The organism is Betaproteobacteria bacterium (genome assembly GCA_016713305.1).
Lineage (GTDB): Bacteria > Pseudomonadota > Gammaproteobacteria > Burkholderiales.
Map to the genome: position 1 here is coordinate 260,714 of JADJPK010000005.1, position 21,599 is coordinate 282,312.

20 protein-coding genes and 3 pseudogenes are annotated in these 21,599 nt (G+C 64.7%); 20 read left to right on the plus strand and 3 right to left on the minus strand.

What is annotated here, in order from left to right; all coding sequences use genetic code 11:
• The first annotated feature begins 16 nt into the window (after nt 1–16).
• The 20 genes and pseudogenes from IPK20_06140 to IPK20_06235 all read left to right on the plus strand — a co-directional run bounded on the left by IPK20_06140 (nt 17) and on the right by IPK20_06235 (nt 18,610).
• A complete protein-coding gene (locus IPK20_06140) occupies nt 17–529 on the plus strand; it encodes a hypothetical protein (GenBank protein ID MBK8016333.1) in 513 nt (170 codons plus the stop codon).
• The gene (locus tag IPK20_06145; GenBank protein MBK8016334.1) at nt 526–1,665 is read left to right on the plus strand and encodes a homoserine O-acetyltransferase; all 1,140 of its coding nucleotides are present in this window, start codon (nt 526–528) and stop codon (nt 1,663–1,665) included. The genes IPK20_06140 and IPK20_06145 overlap by 4 nt, the downstream gene beginning before the upstream one ends.
• Nucleotides 1,662–2,309 (plus strand): methionine biosynthesis protein MetW, encoded by a 648-nt coding sequence (gene metW, locus IPK20_06150; protein MBK8016335.1) that lies wholly within the window; start codon nt 1,662–1,664, stop codon nt 2,307–2,309. The genes IPK20_06145 and metW overlap by 4 nt, the downstream gene beginning before the upstream one ends.
• A gap of 61 nt (nt 2,310–2,370) precedes the next feature.
• Nucleotides 2,371–3,587 (plus strand): annotated as a pseudogene (locus IPK20_06155) (AmpG family muropeptide MFS transporter).
• Nucleotides 3,588–3,646: 59 nt separating this feature from the next.
• The gene (locus tag IPK20_06160; GenBank protein MBK8016336.1) at nt 3,647–4,324 is read left to right on the plus strand and encodes an OmpA family protein; all 678 of its coding nucleotides are present in this window, start codon (nt 3,647–3,649) and stop codon (nt 4,322–4,324) included.
• A gap of 50 nt (nt 4,325–4,374) precedes the next feature.
• Nucleotides 4,375–5,091, plus strand: a complete 717-nt coding sequence (locus IPK20_06165; protein ID MBK8016337.1) for a 3-oxoacid CoA-transferase subunit A — start codon at nt 4,375–4,377, stop codon at nt 5,089–5,091.
• Nucleotides 5,088–5,737: pseudogene (locus tag IPK20_06170) on the plus strand (CoA transferase subunit B). Before IPK20_06165 ends, IPK20_06170 begins: the two are co-directional and overlap by 4 nt.
• An 81-nt stretch (nt 5,738–5,818) precedes the next feature.
• Nucleotides 5,819–7,021 carry a 3-oxoadipyl-CoA thiolase gene (gene pcaF / locus IPK20_06175; GenBank protein ID MBK8016338.1) on the plus strand — a complete coding sequence of 401 codons (1,203 nt, stop codon included), beginning with the start codon at nt 5,819–5,821 and terminating at the stop codon, nt 7,019–7,021.
• A 280-nt stretch (nt 7,022–7,301) separates the two neighbouring features.
• Entirely contained in the window at nt 7,302–8,306 is a 1,005-nt protein-coding gene (locus IPK20_06180; GenBank protein ID MBK8016339.1) for a toll/interleukin-1 receptor domain-containing protein, read from the plus strand.
• A 234-nt stretch (nt 8,307–8,540) separates the two neighbouring features.
• On the plus strand, nt 8,541–9,386 hold the full coding sequence (locus IPK20_06185; GenBank protein MBK8016340.1) for a caspase family protein: 846 nt from the start codon (nt 8,541–8,543) through the stop codon (nt 9,384–9,386).
• A gap of 133 nt (nt 9,387–9,519) precedes the next feature.
• Entirely contained in the window at nt 9,520–10,371 is an 852-nt protein-coding gene (locus IPK20_06190; protein ID MBK8016341.1) for a 3-hydroxybutyryl-CoA dehydrogenase, read from the plus strand.
• A 171-nt stretch (nt 10,372–10,542) separates the two neighbouring features.
• Nucleotides 10,543–11,331 carry an aldolase gene (locus IPK20_06195; protein MBK8016342.1) on the plus strand — a complete coding sequence of 263 codons (789 nt, stop codon included), beginning with the start codon at nt 10,543–10,545 and terminating at the stop codon, nt 11,329–11,331.
• A gap of 152 nt (nt 11,332–11,483) precedes the next feature.
• On the plus strand, nt 11,484–11,846 hold the full coding sequence (locus IPK20_06200) for a hypothetical protein (protein MBK8016343.1): 363 nt from the start codon (nt 11,484–11,486) through the stop codon (nt 11,844–11,846).
• Nucleotides 11,847–11,922: 76 nt separating this feature from the next.
• Entirely contained in the window at nt 11,923–12,825 is a 903-nt protein-coding gene (locus IPK20_06205; GenBank protein ID MBK8016344.1) for a hypothetical protein, read from the plus strand.
• Nucleotides 12,826–13,212: 387 nt separating this feature from the next.
• Nucleotides 13,213–13,536 (plus strand): c-type cytochrome, encoded by a 324-nt coding sequence (locus IPK20_06210; GenBank protein MBK8016345.1) that lies wholly within the window; start codon nt 13,213–13,215, stop codon nt 13,534–13,536.
• A 110-nt stretch (nt 13,537–13,646) separates the two neighbouring features.
• Nucleotides 13,647–14,900, plus strand: coding sequence for a branched-chain amino acid ABC transporter substrate-binding protein (locus tag IPK20_06215; protein ID MBK8016346.1), 1,254 nt, complete (start codon nt 13,647–13,649; stop codon nt 14,898–14,900).
• A 103-nt stretch (nt 14,901–15,003) separates the two neighbouring features.
• Nucleotides 15,004–15,996, plus strand: a complete 993-nt coding sequence (locus tag IPK20_06220) for a branched-chain amino acid ABC transporter permease (protein MBK8016347.1) — start codon at nt 15,004–15,006, stop codon at nt 15,994–15,996.
• A gap of 21 nt (nt 15,997–16,017) precedes the next feature.
• Entirely contained in the window at nt 16,018–17,088 is a 1,071-nt protein-coding gene (locus tag IPK20_06225) for an ABC transporter ATP-binding protein (GenBank protein ID MBK8016348.1), read from the plus strand.
• Nucleotides 17,085–17,903 carry an ABC transporter ATP-binding protein gene (locus IPK20_06230; protein ID MBK8016349.1) on the plus strand — a complete coding sequence of 273 codons (819 nt, stop codon included), beginning with the start codon at nt 17,085–17,087 and terminating at the stop codon, nt 17,901–17,903. Before IPK20_06225 ends, IPK20_06230 begins: the two co-directional genes overlap by 4 nt.
• Nucleotides 17,900–18,610 carry an ABC transporter ATP-binding protein gene (locus IPK20_06235; GenBank protein ID MBK8016350.1) on the plus strand — a complete coding sequence of 237 codons (711 nt, stop codon included), beginning with the start codon at nt 17,900–17,902 and terminating at the stop codon, nt 18,608–18,610. Before IPK20_06230 ends, IPK20_06235 begins: the two co-directional genes overlap by 4 nt.
• A 39-nt stretch (nt 18,611–18,649) precedes the next feature.
• Here the strand turns inward: IPK20_06235 and IPK20_06240 are convergent, their stop codons facing one another.
• The 3 genes and pseudogenes from IPK20_06240 to purD all read right to left on the minus strand — a co-directional run bounded on the left by IPK20_06240 (nt 18,650) and on the right by purD (nt 21,531).
• Complete coding sequence (locus tag IPK20_06240) at nt 18,650–19,123, minus strand: hypothetical protein (protein MBK8016351.1); 474 nt, start codon at nt 19,121–19,123, stop codon at nt 18,650–18,652.
• 207 nt (nt 19,124–19,330) lie between these two features.
• Nucleotides 19,331–20,251: an oxygen-dependent coproporphyrinogen oxidase gene (hemF, locus tag IPK20_06245; protein MBK8016352.1), complete on the minus strand. Its 921-nt coding sequence runs from the start codon at nt 20,249–20,251 to the stop codon at nt 19,331–19,333.
• Nucleotides 20,248–21,531 (minus strand): annotated as a pseudogene (gene purD / locus IPK20_06250) (phosphoribosylamine--glycine ligase). The gene hemF and the pseudogene purD overlap by 4 nt, the downstream one beginning before the upstream one ends.
• Nucleotides 21,532–21,599 lie beyond the last annotated feature (68 nt).

A 21,599-nucleotide genomic window follows, 5' to 3' on the forward strand; every position in this document is an offset into this window, starting at 1 on the left:
AGAGCCGCCGACCGCCATGCCATTCCGCCGCCGAACGCTCATCGCATTGCCGGCCGCCGCCGTCCTGGCTGCCTGCGGGTTCCAGTTGCGCGGCACCATCGATCTGCCGTTCGACACCCTGTTCGTGGAGGGCATGCCCTACTCGCCCTTCACCGGGCAGTTGAAGCGGAGCATTGCCGCGAGCGGCGGTACGAGGCTGTCGGCGACCACCAAGGATGCGGCGGCCATCGTCTACCTGATGTCGGAAGCGCAGGACCGCACGATTCTCGCGGTGTCCGGAGCAGGCCGTGTGCGGGAGATGCAGCTCCGCTACCGCCTGACCTTCAGGGTGACGGACCCTGCGGGCAAAGTCTGGCTGGCACCGGCCGAAGTCCTCGTCTTGCGCGACATGACGTACGACGACACCCAGATTCTCGCGAAGGAAGGCGAAGCCCAGATGTTGTTCAAGGAAATGCAGAACGACGCCGTGCAGCAGGTGCTGCGCCGGATCCAGGCGATTCGCGGCGCCAGCACGGAGCCGGAAGAATGACGTCCGGAAGCAAGACCCAGGGATCGGTCGGCGTGGTGCGTCCGCTCGACATGGACTTCGACGAGCCGCTGCCGCTGAAGTCGGGCGCCGTGATGCCCCGCTACAGTCTGCGCTACGAGACCTACGGCACGCTCAACGCGCAGCGCACCAATGCCGTCCTGGTGTGCCACGCGCTGAACGCTTCGCATCATGTGGCGGGATGGTACGAGAACGACCCCCGGGATGTCGGCTGGTGGGACAACCTGATCGGACCCGGACGCCCGGTGGACACGGATCGCTTCTTCGTCATCGGCGTCAACAACCTCGGCGGATGCCACGGTTCCACGGGTCCTGGCAGCGTCAATCCGGCCACGGGCAGACCGTGGGGTGCCGATTTTCCCGTGGTGACCGTCGAGGACTGGGTCGATGCGCAGGCACGTCTGGCCGATCGCCTGGGCATCCAGACTTTCGCGGCGGTCATCGGTGGCAGTCTCGGCGCCATGCAGGCGCTCCAGTGGAGCATCAGTTTTCCGCAGCGTGCGCGAAACTGTCTGGTGATCGCGGCCGCTCCCCGTCTTTCCGCCCAGAACATCGCCTTCAACGAGGTCGCGAGACAGGCGATCACCACCGATCCCGACTTCCACGGCGGCAATTTCTACGAGCACGGCGTCGTCCCGCGGCGCGGACTGCGTCTCGCACGCATGCTGGGTCACATCACGTACCTGTCCGACGATGCCATGGCGGAGAAGTTCGGCCGTGAGCTCAGGGAGGGCAAGTACAAGTTCGGCTTCGACGTGGAGTTCCAGATCGAATCCTACCTGCGCCACCAGGGCAACAAGTTCGCCACCTACTTCGATGCGAACACCTATCTGCGCATCACCAAGGCGCTCGACTATTTCGATCCGGCGCTTCCTCATGGCGGAAGCCTCGCGGCAGCTCTCGCGGTGGCGCGGTCGAGATTCCTCGTGATCTCGTTCACCTCGGACTGGCGCTTCTCGCCGGCGCGATCGCGCGAGATCGTGAAGGCGCTGCTCGACAACCGCCTGGACGTGAGCTACGCGGAGATCGACGCGCCCCATGGCCACGATGCGTTTCTCATGGACGATCCCCGCTACCACCGTGTGATCGCCGCCTACATGGAGAACATCGCGCCGTGAGTACTGCGAACACCCTCCATCGCGCCGCCCCGGCGCGGCCGCGCCGGCCCGATTTCGATGCCATCGCCCAATGGGTGCCGCAAGGCGCACGGGTACTCGACCTGGGCTGCGGCGACGGTTCGCTGCTTCGCTTTCTCAAGGAAACGCGAGGCGTGTCCGGTTACGGAGTGGACATCTCGGACGACAACGTGGCCGCCTGCATCGCGAACGGCGTGAACGTATTGCAGAGCGACCTCGAAGCGGGATTGTCGGGATTCGAATCGGGATCGTTCGACTACGTCATCCTGTCCCAGACGTTGCAGGCGATGAAGCATACCGAGCGGCTGCTGAAGGAGATCCTGCGTGTCGGCAGGGAAGGCATCGTGAGCTTTCCCAATTTCGGCTACTGGCGTGTCCGTCTGCAACTGCTCGCGGGGAACATGCCGGTGTCGCACGAGCTGCCCTATCAGTGGTACGACACGCCCAACATTCACCTCTTCACTCTCGCCGACTTCGAGACGTTCTGCAGGGGCCACGCCATCAGGATCCTGGACAAGGTGGTGCTGACGGAGGGTGCGGCCGTCACGTCGTTTCCCAACCTACTGGGCGCACTGGCGGTCTATCGCCTGGACCACGTGGCCGGCGCTGCACCGGTCGACCCTTGACAGGCGCACGGCCCGCATGACGGAGCGGCCGTCCGTGTGGTCGGCGCTGTTCACGCGCCGGATGCTCATCTGCGTCTTCACCGGATTCAGCTCGGGCCTGCCGCTGTACTTGCTGCTGAACCTGGTGCCCGCGTGGTTGCGCACCGAAGGCATCAGTCGCAAGGCGATCGGCGCGATGGCCCTCATCCAGTTCCCCACACGTGGAAATTTCTCTGGGCGCCGTTCCTGGACCGCTACGCCATCCCGCGGCTGGGCCGAAGGCGAGGCTGGATGCTCGCGACCCAGATCTGCCTCTTCGGCCTCGTCGCCTGGCTGGGGCGGCTCTCCCCGGGCGAAGACCTCGCTGGAATCGTCTACGTGGCCACAGCCGTCGCCCTGTTGAGCGCGACCCAGGACATCGCACTCGACGCCTACCGGCGCGAACTGCTTGCGGACTCGGAACTGGGCCTTGGCAATGCGGTGCACGTCAATGCCTATCGCGTTGCAGGTCTCGTACCCGGATCGCTTTCGCTGATCCTTGCCGACCACCTCCCGTGGTCGACCGTGTTCGCCATCACTGCCTGCTTCATGCTGCCCGGCATGGTCATGGCCCTGTCCGTGCGCGAGCCGGCGGTGGCAGCGGTGCCGAAGTCACTGCGCGAAGCGGTCGTGGAACCGTTCCACGAGTTCTGGACCCGCAGCGGCGCCGATGGTGCCATCCTCGTGCTCGCCTTCATCTTCTTCTACAAGCTGGGCGACAGCATGTGCACGGCGCTGGCGACACCGTTCTATCTGGACATGGGGTTCAGCAAGTCCGACATCGGGTTGATCGCCAAGAACGCGGGATTGTGGCCCAGCGTGGCCGGAGGTCTGCTCGGCGGGCTGTGGCTGGTGAAACTCGGCGTGAATCGTGGCCTGTGGCTGTTCGGCGTGGTGCAGGTCGTGAGCATTCTGGGATTCGTCTGGCTGGCCAATCTCGGTCCGTTTTCCGCGGTGGGCGCTTTCGAGCGAACCGCACTCGCCATCGTGATCAGCGGCGAGGCTCTCGGCGTGGGGCTCGGCACCGCCGCCTTCGTGGCCTACATCGCGCGAGCCACGCATCCCGCGTACACGGCGACACAATTCGCGCTCTTCACGAGCCTGGCGGCCATGCCCCGAACCTTCATCAATGCCATCACGGGCTGGCTGGTGGAGCGTCTCGGGTGGTCCGGCTTTTTCTGGCTGTGCGTGGGACTCGCGCTTCCGGGCATGGCCCTGCTCCTGCGCGTGGCGCCATGGCGCGAGAATCGAGCGGTGTGAAGCGGAGTTTCGCCGACTCGCGCGCGGAATGCGCGAGCGCATGCAAGGAGAGAAGCATCATGAAAGGACCCTCCCTGACGGCATTGTTGTGTTCGTGCGTACTGGTGGCCTCCGGCTGCGCGTCCCAAGGCAGCACCGACGGCAAGCGATCGATGACCAATACCGAGAAGGGCGCCGTGATCGGTGCTGTCGGAGGGGCCGTGGTGGGTGCAGCCGTGGCCGACAAGAAGGGCAAGGGCGCCTTGATCGGTGCCGTGGGCGGCGGTCTTGCGGGAGCGGCCGTCGGCAACTACATGGACCGGCAGAAGCAGGATCTCGAGAAGAATCTGCGCACGGAGCGAGACTCGGGTGCGGTGACCGTGCAGGAGCTCGCGAACGATGTCGTCAAGATCACGATGACGGCCCAGACCGCCTTCGATGTGGGCGAGGCCGAGATCAAACCAGGTTTCCGCAGCACCATGGACAAGCTGTCCGATGTCATCATCCGGTACGGCAAGACATCGCTGACCATTGTCGGCCACACCGATGCCGAAGGCTCGAAGGAGAACAATCAGGGGCTTTCACTGCGTCGCGCCGCTGCCGTCCAGAAGTACCTCGAGTCCCGCAACGTCAATCCCGCGCGGCTTGCCGCCGTGGGCAAGGGTGAAACCGAGCCCGTGTCGGACAACAAGACCGAGGCAGGCCGGCGAGCCAACCGGCGGGTGGAGATATTCGTGGAGCCCGTTCGGGCACAATGATCCGGCCCAGCCGCGAGGCGATGCGCCTTCACGCGTTCCTGACTCTCACGATGATCGACAAGACTGTTTCCGATCCTGTTTCTGCCGTCGCCGGAATCCACGACGGAGCCACGATTCTCATCGGCGGCTTCGGGTCGGCCGGCCAGCCGGCGGAACTGATCGACGCGCTGATCGCGCAGGGCGCACGCGATCTGACGATCGTCAGCAACAATGCCGGCAACGGCGAGACGGGGCTCGCGGCATTGATGGCTCAACGCCGCGTTCGCAAGATCATCTGTTCGTTTCCGCGGCAGGCGGATTCACAGGTCTTCGATGCGCTCTACCGTTCTGGCGAGATCGAACTGGAACTGGTTCCGCAGGGCAATCTGGCAGAGCGCATCCGCGCCGCCGGTGCGGGTATCGGCGCCTTCTACACTCCGACCGGATTTGGAACCGAACTCGCGCGGGGCAAGGAAACCCGCCGGATCGGCGGCCGCGATTTCGTGCTCGAGTTTCCGATCCATGCGGACTTCGCGTTCGTCAAGGCACGCCAGGCGGACCGTTGGGGCAATCTCGTCTACCGGAAGACCGCCCGGAATTTCGGACCGGTGATGGCCACCGCGGCTGCGTGCACGATCGCGCAGGTGGACGAGATCGTGGAACTCGGGACCCTGGATCCCGAGGCCGTGGTGACCCCCGGCATCTTCGTCAAGCGTGTGCTGCGGACCGGCGGCGCACACGGTGCAGCGGTGGCGGTACGCGGGACCGGTGACGGAGAAGATCGATGAGGCGGATGAACCGCGAGGACATGGCGGCCCGGCTCGCGCGGGATATACCCGACGGGGCTTGCGTGAATCTCGGCATCGGACTGCCGACACTCGTGGCAGATCATCTGCCCGCCGGCCGGGAAATCATCCTGCACAGCGAGAACGGGGTGCTCGGCATGGGCCCCGCCCCGGCGCCGGGAGAGGAGGACCCCGATCTCATCAATGCGGGCAAGCAGCCGGTCACGCTCTTGCCGGGCGGGTGCTTCTTCCACCACGCCGACTCGTTCGCCATGATGCGCGGAGGCCACGTCGACATCTGCGTGCTCGGCGCCTTTCAGGTTTCCGTCACCGGGGACCTCGCCAACTGGCACACCGGCGCTCCCGACGCCATCCCGGCAGTGGGGGAGCCATGGATCTCGCGATCGGCGCGAAGCGCCTGTTCGTGATGATGGAACACCTGACCAAGGCGGGAGAAAGCAAGATCGTGCAGACGTGCACCTATCCTCTGACGGGCGTGCGCTGCGTGAGCCGGATCTATACCGATCTCGCCGTCATCGATGTCACGCCCCGGGGGCTGGTCGTGGCCGACATGGTGACGGGGATGGATCTGGCGACTCTTCGCGATCTGACCAAGGTGCCGCTGCTCGGGGCCTCGGATCCAACGTGATTCCCGTTCGTCGCGACCGCGCGCTTCCCCGGCTTCGCCCGCGTTCGCCGGACTCAACCTGTCACCGGAGACATCGACACCATGCCTGAAGCGTTCATCTGCGCGGGTCTGCGCACCCCTATCGGCCGGTATGCCGGCTCGCTTTCGTCCGTGCGGCCCGATGATCTCGCGGCCGTGCCCCTCAAGGCGCTCGTCGAACGGCACGCTGGCGTCGACTGGTCCGCCGTCGACGATGTGGTCTTCGGCTGCGCCAATCAGGCCGGCGAAGACAATCGCAACGTGGCCAGAATGGCACTGCTCCTTGCCGGACTGCCCCAGGAGATTCCTGCTTCCACGATCAACCGGCTGTGCGGCTCCGGCATGGACGCGGTCGCGATCGTCGCGAGAGCCATCAAGGCGGGAGAAATGGACCTGGCCATCGCAGGCGGTGTCGAGAGCATGTCGCGTGCGCCGTTCGTCATGCCCAAGGCCGACACGGCCTTCTCCCGCAACAACGCCGTGTACGACACGACCATCGGCTGGCGTTTCGTGAATCCGGCCATGAAGCAGCTCTATGGGACCGACTCCATGCCCGAGACCGCGGAGAACGTCGCGGCGGAGTACGGGGTGGCCCGGACCGACCAGGATGCCTTCGCCCTGCGCTCGCAGACCAAGGCGCTTGCAGCACAGAAGAGCGGACGATTGGCCAAGGAAATCGTGCCCGTGACGCTGGCCGGACGGAAGGGCGATACGCAGACGGTCGACCGCGACGAGCATCCGCGCGAAACGTCTCTCGACGCTCTCGCGAAGCTGAAGCCCATCGTGAAGCCGGAAGGCACGGTGACGGCCGGCAACGCATCGGGTGTCAACGATGGCGCCTGCGCCGTGCTGATCGCGAGCGAGGCCGCTGTCCGCCGGCATTCGCTGATTCCGATCGCCCGTGTGGTCGGGGTGGCGACCGCGGGCTGTGCCCCGAGAGTCATGGGCATCGGTCCGGTTCCCGCCACGCAGAAGCTCATGGCACGAACGGGTCTTGCCGTCGACCGGATGGGCGTCATCGAACTGAACGAAGCTTTTGCGGCACAAGGCCTGGCCGTCCTTCGGGCGCTGGGTGTCGCCGACGACGACGCCCGAGTCAATCCGAACGGTGGCGCGATCGCGCTGGGGCATCCGCTCGGAATGAGCGGAGCCCGTCTTGTCGCCACGGCCGCTCACGAGCTTGCGGAACGCGGTGAGCGCTACGCGTTGACGACCATGTGCATCGGCGTGGGTCAAGGCATCGCTGCGGTTCTCGAGAGGGTCTGATCCGGGTTCTCTCGCGGGCCCCGGAGGGTCGGCAGACCCTGCCAGCACGTGATGCAGCCCCCGTTCGGATCTATGAGATTCGGACTACAGCAGGAACCGGGGGGCCGCGCATATGCTTCCGGCAAGTTGCGGGCTGCCGGACATGCAAGGCTGGCTGCCCGCGCGGACCATCGGACCGCCGCAGTGTCGAGGCCGCGCCGGAACGTCCGATGCCGCGAGGGGTGCCCGCGTGAGCGCGCAGGTCCCGCTCCGTCCGTGACCGATCGGGCAGAGGACGACCATGGCCGGCATATACCTGAGTTACCGCCGTACCGATTCCGCCGGCTATTGCGGCCGGCTGGCTGACGACCTCGAACAGCGGTTTCCGGAATTCGGGGTCTTCCGTGACGTCGAATCCATCGAGGCAGGTGCGGATTGCATCGACGCAATCGAGCATGCCCTGCGTCTCGCCCCGGTGGTGCTCGCCGTCATCTGTCCTCGCTGGCTCGAATCCAAGGGAGCGGAAGATGCAGGACACGCTGAAGGTCCGGAGGCGATCGTCCGGCAGGAGATCGCTTCCGCTCTGCGGCTGGGCCTGTGGATCATCCCTGTCCTGGTCGATGGCGCGGCCGCGCCGCGGGCTGACGATCTTCCTGATGACATCCGGGCTCTGGCCGGGCGCCGTGCGCTGGAACTGTCCGACCTGCGCTGGGACTACGACGTGGAGCAGCTTTGCCGCCGGATCGAGAAGATCGCCGGCGTTTCCGCGTATGTTTCCTCGCGGACGGAGCCGCATGTCAGAGAAGCTCGGGACGCGGGAACGTTCTTCAGGTTCGCGGCCGGGACGCTCGCGGCCGTCGTGGCCGCCGGCATTCTGGGAGCATTCGAACGGCCCCCTGCAGCCGGCAGGCCGGTGAAGTCCCCATCGACCGAGCCTGCCCCGGAGCCGGCACTCTCATGGAACGTCCTGCCCTTCGCGAACGCGCCGCGTGAAACGCGGACGGCAACCGGAATCCATGACTCTCGGCGAGAGGGCGAGGGTGATCGCATCCGTATTCCTTTCCCCCTTCGGCACGATTCGCACCGGAGCCTCGTCGATACTTCGAGTCCAGGGCAGCCGGCGGAAGGTGCGAGATTGCGCTTCGAAGAGCCTCGCGGCAAAGCGATGGCCGTCGGGAACGGCACCCGGGCCGGACAAGGTGTCGCGGAGCATCCGGAAAGTGGCGGCCGGCAGAGCGTCCCGGCGCTTACCGCCGCGAGCGAGGATCTTCCGCAGCGATGGCGCCCGGACCCTGCGAAGAACTGACCGACCTTTTCGGCCCGTATCGAGGCCGCCAGGTGCGGCGTCGGAGCGCAGGCCAGGAGATCCGCCTCTCCCGTCCAGGGTGCACGCACCGTTCTCTCCTTCCCGGCATTCGTGGCCGACGAGAGGCGCCAACCAGGCAGGCGGCAGGAAACGGGGCGCCACGCGGATCGCTTCTTCTTCGGCGGGAGTGATACTGTCCCGGTATCGGGATCGGAGATGACAAGGGAGGACCACATGGCCAAGCGCGCACTTCTCATCGGCATCAATCGTTACCGGATTCCGGGGGCCGATCTTCGCGGCTGCGTGAACGACGTGACGAACATGCAGCGAGTACTCGTGCAGTTCTGCGGATTCCGCAAGTCCGACATCGCCGTACTGACCGATTTCGGCGCCACCAAGAAGGCGATGCAATCCGGCATCCGGTCCCTCGTGAGCAGTGGCCGCAAGGGAGACGTGCTGTTGCTTCACTATTCCGGCCATGGCGCCAATGTGCCGGATGCCGATGGCGACGAGGCCGATCGCCGGGACGAGATTCTCTGTCCCACCGATCTGGACTGGAAGGACCCTCTGACGGACGACTGGCTGCGAACCACCTTCGACCGGCTCAAGGCGGGGGTCAGCCTCACGGTCGTCATGGACTGCTGTCATTCCGGTACGAACACGCGAGCGCCGGTGGCGCCCGATGCCCCTTCGATTCCCCGCTATCTGCCGAATCCCTGGGATCTCGTCGCGACGGAGTCGGGCCGAAAGCTGCGAGGGTCGGTACGCGCGGGCATGCGTGCGTCGAGCAAGGCTGCCCGTCGCCGCAGCGACATCGTCCAGGTGGACATCCCCGAGGTGCTCGTCACCGGTTGCCGCGACACGCAGACGTCCGCGGACGCACATATCGGCGGCGCGTTCAATGGTGCGCTGACGTACAGCCTTGCCGAGGCGATACGGGAACGCAAAGGCGAGCTTTCGTACCGGGAACTGCACGCCCTCACGTTGGCCAGGCTCAAGCAGGGCGCGTTCGATCAGGTTCCCCAGCTGGAAGGCAGAAAGGAGAATCTCGGGCGAGCCATCTTTGCTCCCTCGATCTGATACGGGCCGGCACTCCGGGCGCCGGCCGGGAGGCGCGATGAGGAGGTGCGTGATCGGCGGGGCAGGCGCGCTGCGGAGGGGACGCGGGGTCCGCTAGAATTCCTTCCCCACCCTACTCAGCAGAGACACATCAATGCAGATCGGCACAATCGGCGTCGTCGGCGCCGGCACCATGGGCAACGGGATCGCGCAGACGCTGGCCGTGGCCGGCTACTCCGTGACCATGACCGACGTCGCCCAGCCCGCGCTCGACCGCGCGCTGAAGACCATCGACGGCAGCCTGGATCGGCTGGTCAAGAAAGAGAAGATGACGGCCGATGCCAAAGCGGCCGCCATGACCAAGATCACCGCCACGACCGATCTCGCCGGTCTGGGCAACGTCGATCTCGTGATCGAGGCCGCCACCGAGAACCTCGGCCTCAAGCTCGAGATCTTCGCCAGGCTCGACGCGATCATGAAGCAGGACGCCATACTCGCGTCGAACACTTCCTCGATCTCCATCACCAAGCTTGCCGCCGCCACCAGGCGTGCGAATCAAGTGATCGGCATGCACTTCTTCAATCCCGTCCCGGTCATGCAGCTGGTCGAGATCATCCGCGGCCTGCAGACGGACGACGCGACGTATTCCGCCGTGGAAGCCCTGGCCAAGGCGATCGGCAAGGCGCCGGTGCAGGTGCGCAATTCGCCGGGATTCGTGGTCAACCGGCTGTTGTGCCCCATGATCAACGAGGCGATCTTCGCCTTGTCGGAGGGATTGGCGACTGCACAGGAAATCGACGACGGGATGCGCATGGGGTGCAACCACCCGATCGGGCCGCTGGCCTTGTGCGATCTCATCGGCCTCGACGTGCAGCTCGCCGTGATGCAGGTCCTGTTCGAAGGGTTCAAGGATCCGAAGTACCGGCCCGCGCCTCTGCTGGTGGAGATGGTCGAGGCAGGCTATCTCGGGCGCAAGACCGGGCGGGGTTTCCACCGGTACGCGTGATCTTTCGGTGCGCGAAGCCCTGTGGCGTCGGCTCTGCAGATCGGCCCCTGTCGCCGAACGACATCACGGCGTTTCGGGGCGGCGCCGGGCGGGCGGCATGCGGCGTGCGAGTATCTTCAACCGTGAACGCCTGACGAACCGGACGCGCGCGCCCGGAAAGGGAGGATCGACATGACGGTGGTCGTCAACCATGCCAAGAGGCAATTGCAGGCCGGCCGTCTGGCGATCGGCCTGGGTCTGCGGCAAGCCAGGACCGTGGATATCGCCCAGCTGGCCAAGACGTGCGGATTCGACTGGCTCTTCATCGATTGCGAGCACAACTCCATGGACACGGACACGGCTGCGCAGATCGCAGCCGCGTCCCTCGCGGTAGGCATCACGCCCCTCGTGCGCGTGCCGGGATACGAGCACTATCATGCGTCGCGGATGCTGGACAACGGCGCGCAGGGCATCGTGGTTCCCCACGTGGAGACCGCCGACGAAGCCAGGCGTATCGCCGATCATTGCCGATTCCCCCCCGTGGGCCGGCGCTCGATGGGCGGCGGTTTGCAGCAGGTGGGCTTCGCGCCCATGCCCGTCGGCGATCTCGCGCGGACCGTCAACGAGGAGACACTCGTGGTGGTGATGCTGGAATCGCCCCGCGGCATCGAGAACTGCGAGGCCATCGCCGCGGTTCCCGGAATCGATGCGATTCTCATCGGGACCAACGATCTGTGCTTCGAGATGGGCATCCCCGGGGAGTTCGACGACCCGAGAGTGATCGAGGCCTACCGCAGGATGATTGCCGCGTGCCGCAAGCACGGAAAGTTCCCCGGCATGGGAGGGCTGTACACCCCCGAACTCCTGCAGCGCCACATCGAGATGGGGGTGCAGCTGGTGCTGGCCGGATCGGACTTCTCGCTCCTCTTGCAGGGCGGCCACGCCCGGGCCCAGCTCGTCCGCGGTTTCGAGGGCGTCTAGGGCAGGCCTCATCGCGGTCCGATCGGCCGCTGCAGCGATCCGCTGCCCGGCCGGACGGAATTTTTCAGGCTCAATCGAGCCGGACCGGAATCTCTCCGCGGGTCGACACTTCCGGCATGCGTCGCGTTGACGTTCGACCGAGGAGGTGCAGCATGAATCGATTCTTGGGAACCGGTTGCGTCGGGCTCGTTCTGGCCGGGATGGCTTTGTCGGCAATGGGCGCCCCTGCGGCGTGGCGCCTGGAAGGAAACGATCGCATCACCGTCGGCAGCTATGCGTGGACGGCGGGAACCGTCTGTTTTTCCATCAAGAACGACGAAGGAAAGGATGGCGCGGTCCGGATGTGGAAGACGAGCATGGGAGAGCCCGAACGCAGGGTGTACCGCGGGCAGGCCTGTTTTCCCGTCCTGGGGTTCGCCCGCATCCGCGCCGGTTTCCCTGAGGGCGGGGCGGTCACGATCCGCATCGCCAGCGAAGACATCGCCTCCCTGCCGTTCGCGACACGGGAACACTGAGACCCCGAAGTTTTCCGGGTCCGGAACCGATACTCCCCCTTACGCTTCAAACCGCACACCCCCCGGAGGCAAAGACATGCCGGATACCCTCTACCTCGCGATCGCGGAGCGCGCCTCGGCGCAGGCCGCCGCCCAGCTCTCGCTCCCCACCTACGATCCGGACTATGTCCTGAAACTGGCGAAGGGCGACAAGCCGACGCCGCCGGAGCTTCGGGAGCGCCTTCGCAGCGTATCCCAGCTCCACATCTTCTCCCGCAAACGGCTGCGAGATCTCGCCGAGGACGTCTCTCCGGAGGAAGGGATCCTGTTTCTCCCAGTGGGCCAGCAACTGATCGATCGGACCCGGGAGGCCGAGGCGCTCGGTCGTGACTCCGGAAGGGAAGACGGCGTGAGGCTCCAGTATCTGTGGATCGCCATGACCGGGTGCTTCCGTCTCGCGCGCCCCCATGCTCACGGGGAGGGCAGCCACGGACGGTACCTGGACAACGTGTGCGCGCTGGGCGAGGAAATGATGTCACTGGCGAAGCGCGTGCACGGGGAGCACAGCGTCTGGTTCCATCTGGCCCGGGTGAACCATTCCAGTGCCCGATTCCAGATACTGGCGGCCGAGAATCGGCTCGACGATGCATTCTTCGCTCATGGCTACGAGGTTTGCCGTTCGGCCGCGATGGACTGTCCGTGGTGGGTCGAGGTGCACCGCGATGCTCTCGAGTACGCGGCGCTGATGGGCAACGACCTTGCGCGGGACGAGTCCTTGCTGAGCCTGTGCCGTGCGGCCCGCAGCCGGCCGGCCGCGTGGGCAGTCAGCATCGCGCAGCATGGAATGGAGACGGTGGCGCTGGAGCGGATTCGAGCGAGCGCCGTCTTTGCCTGCCTCGCCGATCTTGTCGAAGAGGACAGGGAGCGCAGGCGGGCGGTAAGCCGGCTCGACCGGTGGCTGCTGGACACGCTGCACGATCTCGTCAAGCACGCACAGTGAGGAGATGATCGAATGAAATCACTTGCAGCAGTTCTCGCGATCGTCGTCGGGTTCCTCGTAGCCGGACCGGTTCGGGCAGAAGAACCCCGGACTTCTTCCCGTCCTTTCCATGCAGAAGCGACCGGGACGGTGGACGCGCCCGGGTTCTACGGGTGAACCGGGTGCCGGGGCGGACGGATTGTTCCCGGAAGATGGCCGAACGAACGTCAACGAAGGCGCAGTCCCCGGCGTTCTGGCCATCGTCACCGGGTGCGACGGTGATCCGCAAATGAGCAGGGCCAGCGGGCGACAGGTTCCCTGCAGCAAGCCGGGCCGTGTTGCAATCACAGGGAAAAGTCCTAGAATGGCGCAGTTCCGACCGTACCGATCGACCATCAAGGAGAAACAATGAAGCTCTCTCACCTGATCGCTGCAGCCGTCGCTGGCCTTGCGCTCACCGGTGCCGCACACGCTGCCGACGCTGCCAAGGCGCAGGCTCTGATCAAGGGCAGCGACTGCGCTGCCTGTCATTCCCCCGACACCAAGCTGGTCGGTCCCGCCTACAAGGAAATCTCCAAGAAGTACAAGGGTCAGAGCGTGACCGACACCTTGGTGAAGAAGGTCAAGGCGGGCGGTTCGGGCAACTGGGGTGCGATTCCCATGACCCCCCATCCGAATCTCAAGGATGAAGACGTCAAGACGATCGTGGAGTGGATCCTTTCCCTGCACTGAGCGTCAGTACCGCTTGCAGAACCGGCCGATCAGGCCGGTTTTTTTTTGTGGCGTTCTTCGATCTCACCCCGCAACCCCTCGAATTGACGAGGTTTTGGGGAGGGTGAATAATTTCATGCTCGCCATGCGTATCGGCCGCCCCGGGGCGGCCCCGGCCGGTCACACGGTCAGACCCCAAAAACTCCCACTGCTCGAGGAGACTCCATGTCCCGCAAGCAGCGTCCGCGCCCGCAGCTCAGGCGGCGGCCGAACAGATCACGGTGAAGATCGGGCACGCGGCGCCGCTCACGGGCAGCATCGCGCATCTCGGAAAGGACAACGAAAGTGGCGTCAAGCTCGCCATCGACGAGGCGAACGCCAAGGGAATCTCGATCGGCGGCAAGAATGTCCAGTTCGAAATGCTGAGCGAGGACGATGAAGGCAAACCGGACAAGGGGCCCATCATCGCCCAGAAGTTTGCCGACGCCAAAGTGGCCGGCGTCGTGGGACACCTCAATTCCGGCGTGACGATTCCGGCTTCGTCGGTATACAACCAGGCAGGCATTCCGATGATCAGCGGTTCGGCCACGAACCCCCAGTTGACGGAACAGGGCTTCGCCGTCACCTTCAGGACAGTCGGCCGGGACGATCAGCAAGGGCCCGCGATTGCGAGCTATCTCGTCGCCGAACACAAGCCGAAGGTCGCGGCAGTGGTGGACGATGCAACTTCATACGGAGAAGGCCTGGCGAACGAGGTCGAGAAGACGTTGAAGGCCGCCGGCGTCACCGTGTTGCCGCGCGAGAAAGGCACGGACAAGCAGAACGACTGGAAGGCGGTGCTCACCAAGCTTCGCGGCAAGAAGCCCGATGCGATCTTCTTCGGCGGCATGGACGCGGCCGCCGGACCCCTGATGAAACAGGGGAAGGAACTGGGACTGAAGGCGGTCTTCGCATTCGGTGACGGCGCTTGTTCGGACAAGATGAAGGAACTCGCCGGCGACGCAGCCGAAGGGCTCGTGTGTTCCCAGGCCGGCATTCCGGCCCAGGCCTCCAGCAAGCCGTTTCTCGATGCGTACAAGGCAAAGTTCAACGCCGATCCGATCATCTATGCGCCGTTCACCTATGACGCCACGAATCTTCTGATCGCCGCCATGCAGAAGGCGGATTCGGTCGATCCCGCGAAATACCTGCCGGCACTGAAGGCGATCGAATTGAACGGTGCCAGCGGAAAGATCCAGTTCGACGAGAAGGGTGACCGGAAAGATGCCGAGATGACCATCTTCACGATGAAAGGCGGCAAGATCGAGCCCGTCGCCATCATCAAGAGCGGCCAGACCGTGAAATACGAGGACTTCGTGAAGTCGCTCGCGGGCGAGGCCAAGTAACTCCCTCCGGCCCGGACGCGGCAGCCCCATCGGCGAGAAAACGGCACCCAAGCGGTGCTGTTTTCTTTCCTGCAAGCGAGAACCGGCGCCTGCGCGCTCATTCGTGGACATCTTCCTTCAGCAGATCATCAACGGCCTTACGCTGGGCAGCGTCTATGCCATCGTGGCGCTTGGTTACACGATGGTCTACGGCATCGTACAACTCATCAATTTCGCCCACGGCGAAGTCGTGATGATCGGAGCGATGGTGGCCCTGTGGGTCATCACGACCCTCGCTGGCAGCGGAACGCCGTTACCGGCTGTCGCGATCGTGGTTCTGGGCGCTCTTTGCGCGATTCCCGTCTGCATGGCCGTTGGCTATGCCATGGAGCGCGTGGCCTATCGTCCGCTGAGGCGGGCGCCTCGCCTCGCTCCGCTCATCACGGCGATCGGGATTTCCATCATCCTGCAGCACGTCGCGATGCTCGTGTGGAGCCGCAATCCCATGTCGTTTCCCCAGATCATCGCGAATCCCATCTACGAGATCGCCGGGGCCACCGTCAGCGCGGTGCAGATCGCCATCATCGCGCTCTCTCTCCTCATGATGGGTGGTCTCACGCTTCTGGTGTATCGGACCAAGCTGGGAATCGCCATGCGCGCCACCTCCGAGAATCCTCAGATCGCCGGGCTCATGGGTATCGATATCAACCGGGTGATCTCCGTCACGTTCATCATCGGGGCCGGTCTGGGCGCGGTGGCCGGGGTGATGGTCGGCACCTATTACGGAATCGCGCACTACACCATGGGTGCGCTGCTGGGGCTCAAGGCCTTCTCCGCTGCGGTCCTGGGAGGCATCGGCAATCTCGCCGGCGCAATGCTGGGGGGAATGCTCCTGGGTATCGTGGAGGCGCTGGGAACCGGGTATATCGGCGAGGCGACGGACCTCTGCAACATCGGCTGGATTTCCACGGCGCTGACCGAACGGTGCGCCAACGGTGGCCACATGATCCTGATGGGCAGCAACTACCAGGATGTCTTCGCCTTCATCGTTCTCATCTTCGTGCTGGTCTTTCGTCCGTCGGGTCTGCTGGGCGAACGGGTGAGCGACCGTGCCTGACCGCCGGAAACCCGAGAGCACATGATGCCGATGGCCAGTCTGAGAGGGCGGCCCGGCGCGTGGGCCGGCATGGTGGTGATCGCCTGCGTCCTGGCCGTGCTCCCCTTCGCGCTCGCGTCGGTCGGGACCGCCTGGGTTCGAATTACCAATCTCGCCATCCTTTTTGCCTTGCTGTCCCTCGGGCTCAACATCGTCGTCGGGTTCGCCGGTCTGCTGGATCTGGGCTACATCGCGTTCTACGGTGTCGGCGCATATACGTACGCACTTCTGGCTTCGCCCCATCTGGGACTGCATCTTCCGTTCTGGGTGATCCTGCCGATCGGCGCCTTGCTCGCGTGCGTGTTCGGTGTGCTGCTTGGCGCGCCGACGCTCAAGCTTCGCGGTGACTATCTCGCGATCGTCACGCTCGGGTTCGGCGAGATCGTCAGGATCTTTCTCAACAATCTCTCCCAGCCGATCAACATCACCAATGGCCCGCAGGGGATCTCGCGCATCGATCCCTTTCGAGTGGCTGGGTGGGACTTGAGCCGCACACAGCATCTTGGTGACCATGTGATCAGCGGCCCCATCAAGTACTACTACCTGCTCTTGCTGGTCCTGCTTGCGGTCATCGTGGTGAACCTCAGACTGCAGGACTCGCGCATCGGTCGTGCGTGGGTGGCCATTCGCGAGGATGAGACGGCCGCCCAGGCCATGGGAATCAACACCCGCAACGTGAAGTTGCTCGCATTCGCCATGGGAGCAAGTTTCGGCGGCATCGCAGGGGGCATGTTCGCAGCCATGCAGAGTTTCATCAGTCCCGAGAGCTTCGTGCTGGTGGAATCCGTGATGGTCCTGGCCATGGTCGTGCTCGGGGGCATGGGCAACATCTGGGGCGTCATCCTCGGGGCGATCCTGCTGTCTTTCGTGCCCGAGATCCTCCGCTACACCGTGGAACCGCTGCAGAAGGCCGTGTTCGGCCGCATGATCGTGGAACCCGAGGTCATCCGCATGCTGCTGTTCGGCCTTGCGCTCGTGCTGATGATGCTCTACCGGCCGGCCGGCCTGTGGCCCTCCAAGACCCGCCGGCGCGAACTCGTGTCCCGGCAATGAGCGCGCCGCACCTCGCCGACAAGCCGACGGCCGTGCTGCTGGAGGCCGTCGATATCGACAAACGATTCGGAGGTCTGACCGCGCTTTCGGGAGTCTCGCTCACGATCCGGCGCGGAGAGATCTACGGGCTCATCGGTCCGAACGGCGCCGGCAAGACGACCCTCTTCAATGTCCTGACCGGGCTCTATCGCGCCGAAGGAGGTTCGTTCCGCTTCGACGGCGAAGAGCTGTCCGGGCTCAAACCGTATCGATGCGCTCGCAGCGGTATCGCCCGCACGTTCCAGAACATCCGGCTGTTCGGCAACATGACGGCGCTCGAGAATGTCATGGTGGGGCAGCACCTCCAGACGCGTGCGGGAATCTTCGGCGCCATATTCCGCACGAAGCGGACGGTCGCCGAAGAGACCGAGGTCGTCGCCACGGCGCACCAGCTGCTGCAATACGTGGGGGTGGATCGTCACGCCAACACGCTTGCGCGCAGCCTTCCCTACGGCGATCAACGACGGCTCGAGATCGCGAGGGCGCTTGCGACCAGGCCGAAGTTGCTGGCTCTCGACGAGCCGGCGGCCGGCATGAATCCCACCGAGCGACAGGCGCTGGGACAGCTCATCGCGCGGATCCGGGCAGACGGCACGACCGTTCTGCTGATCGAACACGACGTCAAACTGGTGATGGGCATCTGCGACCGCGTCGCCGTGCTCGAGTACGGCAAGAAGATCGCGGAAGGTGTTCCCAAAGACGTGCAGCGCGATCCGGCTGTCATTGCCGCCTATCTCGGAACGCCAGCAGAGGAAGCGCAGGAGGGGAGTTCTTGAGCCTGCTAGACATTCGGGGGCTCACCGTCGCCTACGGCGGGATCGAGGCTGTGCGTGGGGTCGATCTTCGAGTGGAAGAGGGAGAACTCGTCGCCCTCATCGGCGCCAACGGCGCCGGCAAGACGACCACGCTCAAGGCGCTGGCCGGATTGCTGCGCCCGGTGGCAGGCTCGGTCCGCTACAAGTCCGAAGACGTCACCGGGCTTGCGTCGCACGTTCTGATCCGGAAGGGCGTGGCGCTGGTACCGGAAGGCCGTGGTGTCTTCTCTCGCCTCACCGTCGAGGAAAACCTCGCGATGGGCGCTTACATCCGGAACGATCGGGGGGCGGTGAAGGAAGACCTCGACCGGGTGCTGGAACTCTTTCCACGGCTGGGCGAACGGCGAGCACAGGTGGCGGGGACACTCTCCGGCGGCGAGCAGCAGATGCTTGCGATCGGACGCGCCATGATGAGCCGGCCGAGGCTGCTGCTTCTCGATGAACCCAGCATGGGTCTGGCGCCGCTCATGGTGCGCAAGATCTTCGAGGTGATCCAGTCGATCGCGGCCCAGGGTGTCACCATTCTGCTTGTCGAACAGAATGCGCTGCTGGCCTTGCAGGCTGCGACGCGTGGTTACGTGATGGAATCGGGGGTGATCACGCTGGAGGATTCGGGGCCGGCTCTGCTTGCCAGCCCCCAGGTGCGTCAGGCCTACCTTGGACAGTGACGACCGTCGGGCGTATGTCGCCCGCGTCTGACCGGATTCTCAGGTAGCAGATGCCGCGCGCCGGCTGACTTCGCGGATCTCGGTCCAGACGTCGCCGGGCTTTCCGTCGGCGCCGAAGCCGAAATATGCCTTGCGCTGCCGTGCCACCCGGGCGAGCAGCAGCAGTTCTTCCATGGCGTCCATGCTGAATCCCTTGCGGTTTCCCCGTTCGTCCACGATCAGCTTGCCAAGATACTCTTCGAAACCGTCACGTCCCCATAGCCCGGTCAGAGCCGCTGCGATATGGGGGAACTCCTCCAGGGCAGCGCGGGTTTCGATCTTCTCCGCGGGTTTTCTTTCCGGCTCGGAGAAGTCCAGTTCGGGAAATGCGAGATGAGAGTCCACGGGGATCCCGCCGGCTTCGTCCTCCGGAGGGACCGGAATGTGATGGGTGCCGAGCAGGTACTCGAGCCGCGCGACCCGGGCGCGCAACTTCTCGATGATCCGTTTCTGCTCTTCTGATTCGTTGCTCATCGTCTGCCGGTGATCTTCCGGGGCTTTCATCCAGTTGAGCATCGATGGGTCGCCCATGATCAATCCAATACTGTTGTGTCGAACTCTCAGTGACGGCTCGGCCGCCAAGAGATTGAGAATTTATTGCGTGAATTGTTCTGACGAAATAGCCAAGTCCATGCCAGAAGCCGGGTATATGCAAAAGTGCATACCCGGACCGCTGGCCGGTCAGGAGGCAGCGAGCCAGTCCTTGGGCTTCAGAAACTCCGAGTACAGCGCCGCTTCGGGGCTTCCCGGCTCGGGATGCCAGTCGTAGCGCCACCGGACGAGGGGCGGCATGGAAAGGAGGATGGATTCGGTACGACCGCCGGACTGCAGGCCGAATAGCGTGCCGCGATCGAAGACGAGGTTGAATTCCACGTAGCGACCACGGCGATAGGCCTGAAAGTCACGTTCCCGGTCGCCGAACGGCAACATGCGCCGCCTCTGGACGATGGGCACATAGGCGTCCAGGAAGTGATCGCCGACGCTGCGCGTCAGGGCGAAGCAGGTGGAATAGTCCGGAGCCGAGAGGTCGTCGAAGAAGATGCCTCCGATGCCCCGCGGCTCGTTCCGGTGCTTCAGGAAGAAATACCGGTCGCACCAGTCCTTGAAACGGGGATGGCAATCGGGACCAAACGGTGCAAGTGCACGATTGCAGGTTTCGTGGAAGTGCCGGGCATCCTCGGCAAAGCCGTAATAGGGCGTGAGATCCATCCCGCCACCGAACCACCACACGGGCGTTTCCCCGGTCTTGAGGGCAGCGAACAGGCGCACGTTGAGGTGAACTGTCGGGACATAGGGATTGCGCGGGTGGAGTACCAGCGATACCCCCATGGCTTCGAATCCGCGGCCTGCCAGTTCGGGGCGGCTCGCGGAGGCGGAAGGCGGCAGGCTCTTGCCATGCACATGGGAGAAGAGCACGCCGGCCCGTTCGAAAAGACCGCCCTCCTCGACGAGGCAGGAGCGGCCGCCCCCGCCTTCCGGCCGTTCCCAGTCGTCACGACGGAACGGGGTGCCATCCTCCGATTCCAGGCCCGCCACGATACGGGTCTGAAGGTCGAGGAAGAAGCCTTTGGCCTCCGCCAGGTCCGGCAAGGTGGATGTCAAAGCGGACTCCGGCGCGCACCGATGGCGCGATAGCCGATGTCGCGGCGCATCTGCCTTCCATCGAACTGGATCTGGTCAGCCACCTCGTACGCGCGTCGCTGCGCCACTCGAACCGTGTCGCCAAGCGCGGTCACACAGAGAACCCTTCCTCCCGAGGTGACGACCGCGCCGTCGCGTGCCGCGGTGCCGGCATGAAAGACGTGGACGTCTTCGGCGTTGCGCGGCCAACCGGTGATCACATCTCCTTTGCGCGGGGCATCGGGGTAACCGGCAGCGGCGAGCACGACTCCCAGCGCGAAGCGGCGATCCCACTGGGCATCGGCCCGGTCCAGGGTTCCGTTCACGCCGTGTTCCACCAGAGTGTGCAGGTCGCTCTTGAGACGCATGAGGATCGGTTGCGTCTCCGGGTCCCCCAGCCTGCAATTGAACTCAAGCACACGAAGCTCGCCCTTGGGGGAGATCATGAGACCCGCGTACAGAAAACCCGTGTAGGGCGTGCCTTCCGCCTCCATGCCCAGGATGACGGGCTGGATCACCTCGCGCATCACCCGGGCGTGGACCTCCGGTGTGATGACGGGCGCCGGCGAATAGGCGCCCATTCCGCCGGTGTTGGGGCCCTGATCGGCGTCCAGCAGACGCTTGTGGTCCTGGCTCGATGCCAGGGGCAGGACATGCCTGCCGTCCACCATGACGATGAAGCTTGCTTCCTCGCCTTCCAGGAATTCCTCGATCACGACGCGCGCACCCGCATCGCCCATGCGATTGTCCACGAGCATGGAATCCACTGCGGCATGTGCCTGTTGTGCCTCCATCGCCACGACCACGCCCTTGCCGGCTGCGAGCCCGTCAGCCTTGATGACGATGGGCGCACCTTCCGCATCGATGTAGGCGTGCGCTTCCCGGGCGTCTGAAAAAGTGCGGTGCTTCGCGGTGGGAATGCGATGCCGGACCATGAACTCCTTGGCGAAGTCCTTCGATGATTCCAGCCGGGCGGCTGCCCGCACGGGGCCGAATATCTTGAGTCCGGCAGCGCGGAAGGCATCGACGACGCCGGCGGCTAGGGGGGCCTCGGGGCCCACCACCGTGAGCGCGATGGATTCCCTCTTGGCGAATTCCACCAGGTCTTCCACCTAGGAGACATCGACATTGAACAGGCCGTCTTCACGCGAAGTTCCGGCATTGCCGGGCGCGATGTAGACCCGCGCGACACGCGCAGACTGCACCAGGCGCCACGCGATGGCGTGCTCCCGTCCGCCCGAACCGATGACAAGGAGATTCATGCTTTCCTCCCGCTCCGTGACCGGGACACCGTGATGGTTGATTCTCGGAGCGATTGCAGTCTGGGCGA

Bases quoted from the DNA above. Each gene is read 5' to 3' on its own strand.
- IPK20_06165 (MBK8016337.1), top strand. From the start codon at position 4,375: ATGATCGACAAGACTGTTTCCGATCCTGTTTCTGCCGTCGCCGGAATC.
- IPK20_06140 (MBK8016333.1), top strand. From the start codon at position 17: ATGCCATTCCGCCGCCGAACGCTCATCGCATTGCCGGCCGCCGCCGTC.
- IPK20_06190 (MBK8016341.1), top strand. From the start codon at position 9,520: ATGCAGATCGGCACAATCGGCGTCGTCGGCGCCGGCACCATGGGCAAC.
- IPK20_06160 (MBK8016336.1), top strand. From the start codon at position 3,647: ATGAAAGGACCCTCCCTGACGGCATTGTTGTGTTCGTGCGTACTGGTG.
- IPK20_06225 (MBK8016348.1), top strand. From the start codon at position 16,018: ATGATGCCGATGGCCAGTCTGAGAGGGCGGCCCGGCGCGTGGGCCGGC.
- IPK20_06145 (MBK8016334.1), top strand. From the start codon at position 526: ATGACGTCCGGAAGCAAGACCCAGGGATCGGTCGGCGTGGTGCGTCCG.
- IPK20_06195 (MBK8016342.1), top strand. From the start codon at position 10,543: ATGACGGTGGTCGTCAACCATGCCAAGAGGCAATTGCAGGCCGGCCGT.
- IPK20_06240 (MBK8016351.1), bottom strand. From the start codon at position 19,123: ATGAGCAACGAATCAGAAGAGCAGAAACGGATCATCGAGAAGTTGCGC.
- IPK20_06205 (MBK8016344.1), top strand. From the start codon at position 11,923: ATGCCGGATACCCTCTACCTCGCGATCGCGGAGCGCGCCTCGGCGCAG.
- IPK20_06200 (MBK8016343.1), top strand. From the start codon at position 11,484: ATGAATCGATTCTTGGGAACCGGTTGCGTCGGGCTCGTTCTGGCCGGG.
- pcaF (MBK8016338.1), top strand. From the start codon at position 5,819: ATGCCTGAAGCGTTCATCTGCGCGGGTCTGCGCACCCCTATCGGCCGG.
- IPK20_06180 (MBK8016339.1), top strand. From the start codon at position 7,302: ATGGCCGGCATATACCTGAGTTACCGCCGTACCGATTCCGCCGGCTAT.
- IPK20_06185 (MBK8016340.1), top strand. From the start codon at position 8,541: ATGGCCAAGCGCGCACTTCTCATCGGCATCAATCGTTACCGGATTCCG.
- IPK20_06230 (MBK8016349.1), top strand. From the start codon at position 17,085: ATGAGCGCGCCGCACCTCGCCGACAAGCCGACGGCCGTGCTGCTGGAG.
- IPK20_06210 (MBK8016345.1), top strand. From the start codon at position 13,213: ATGAAGCTCTCTCACCTGATCGCTGCAGCCGTCGCTGGCCTTGCGCTC.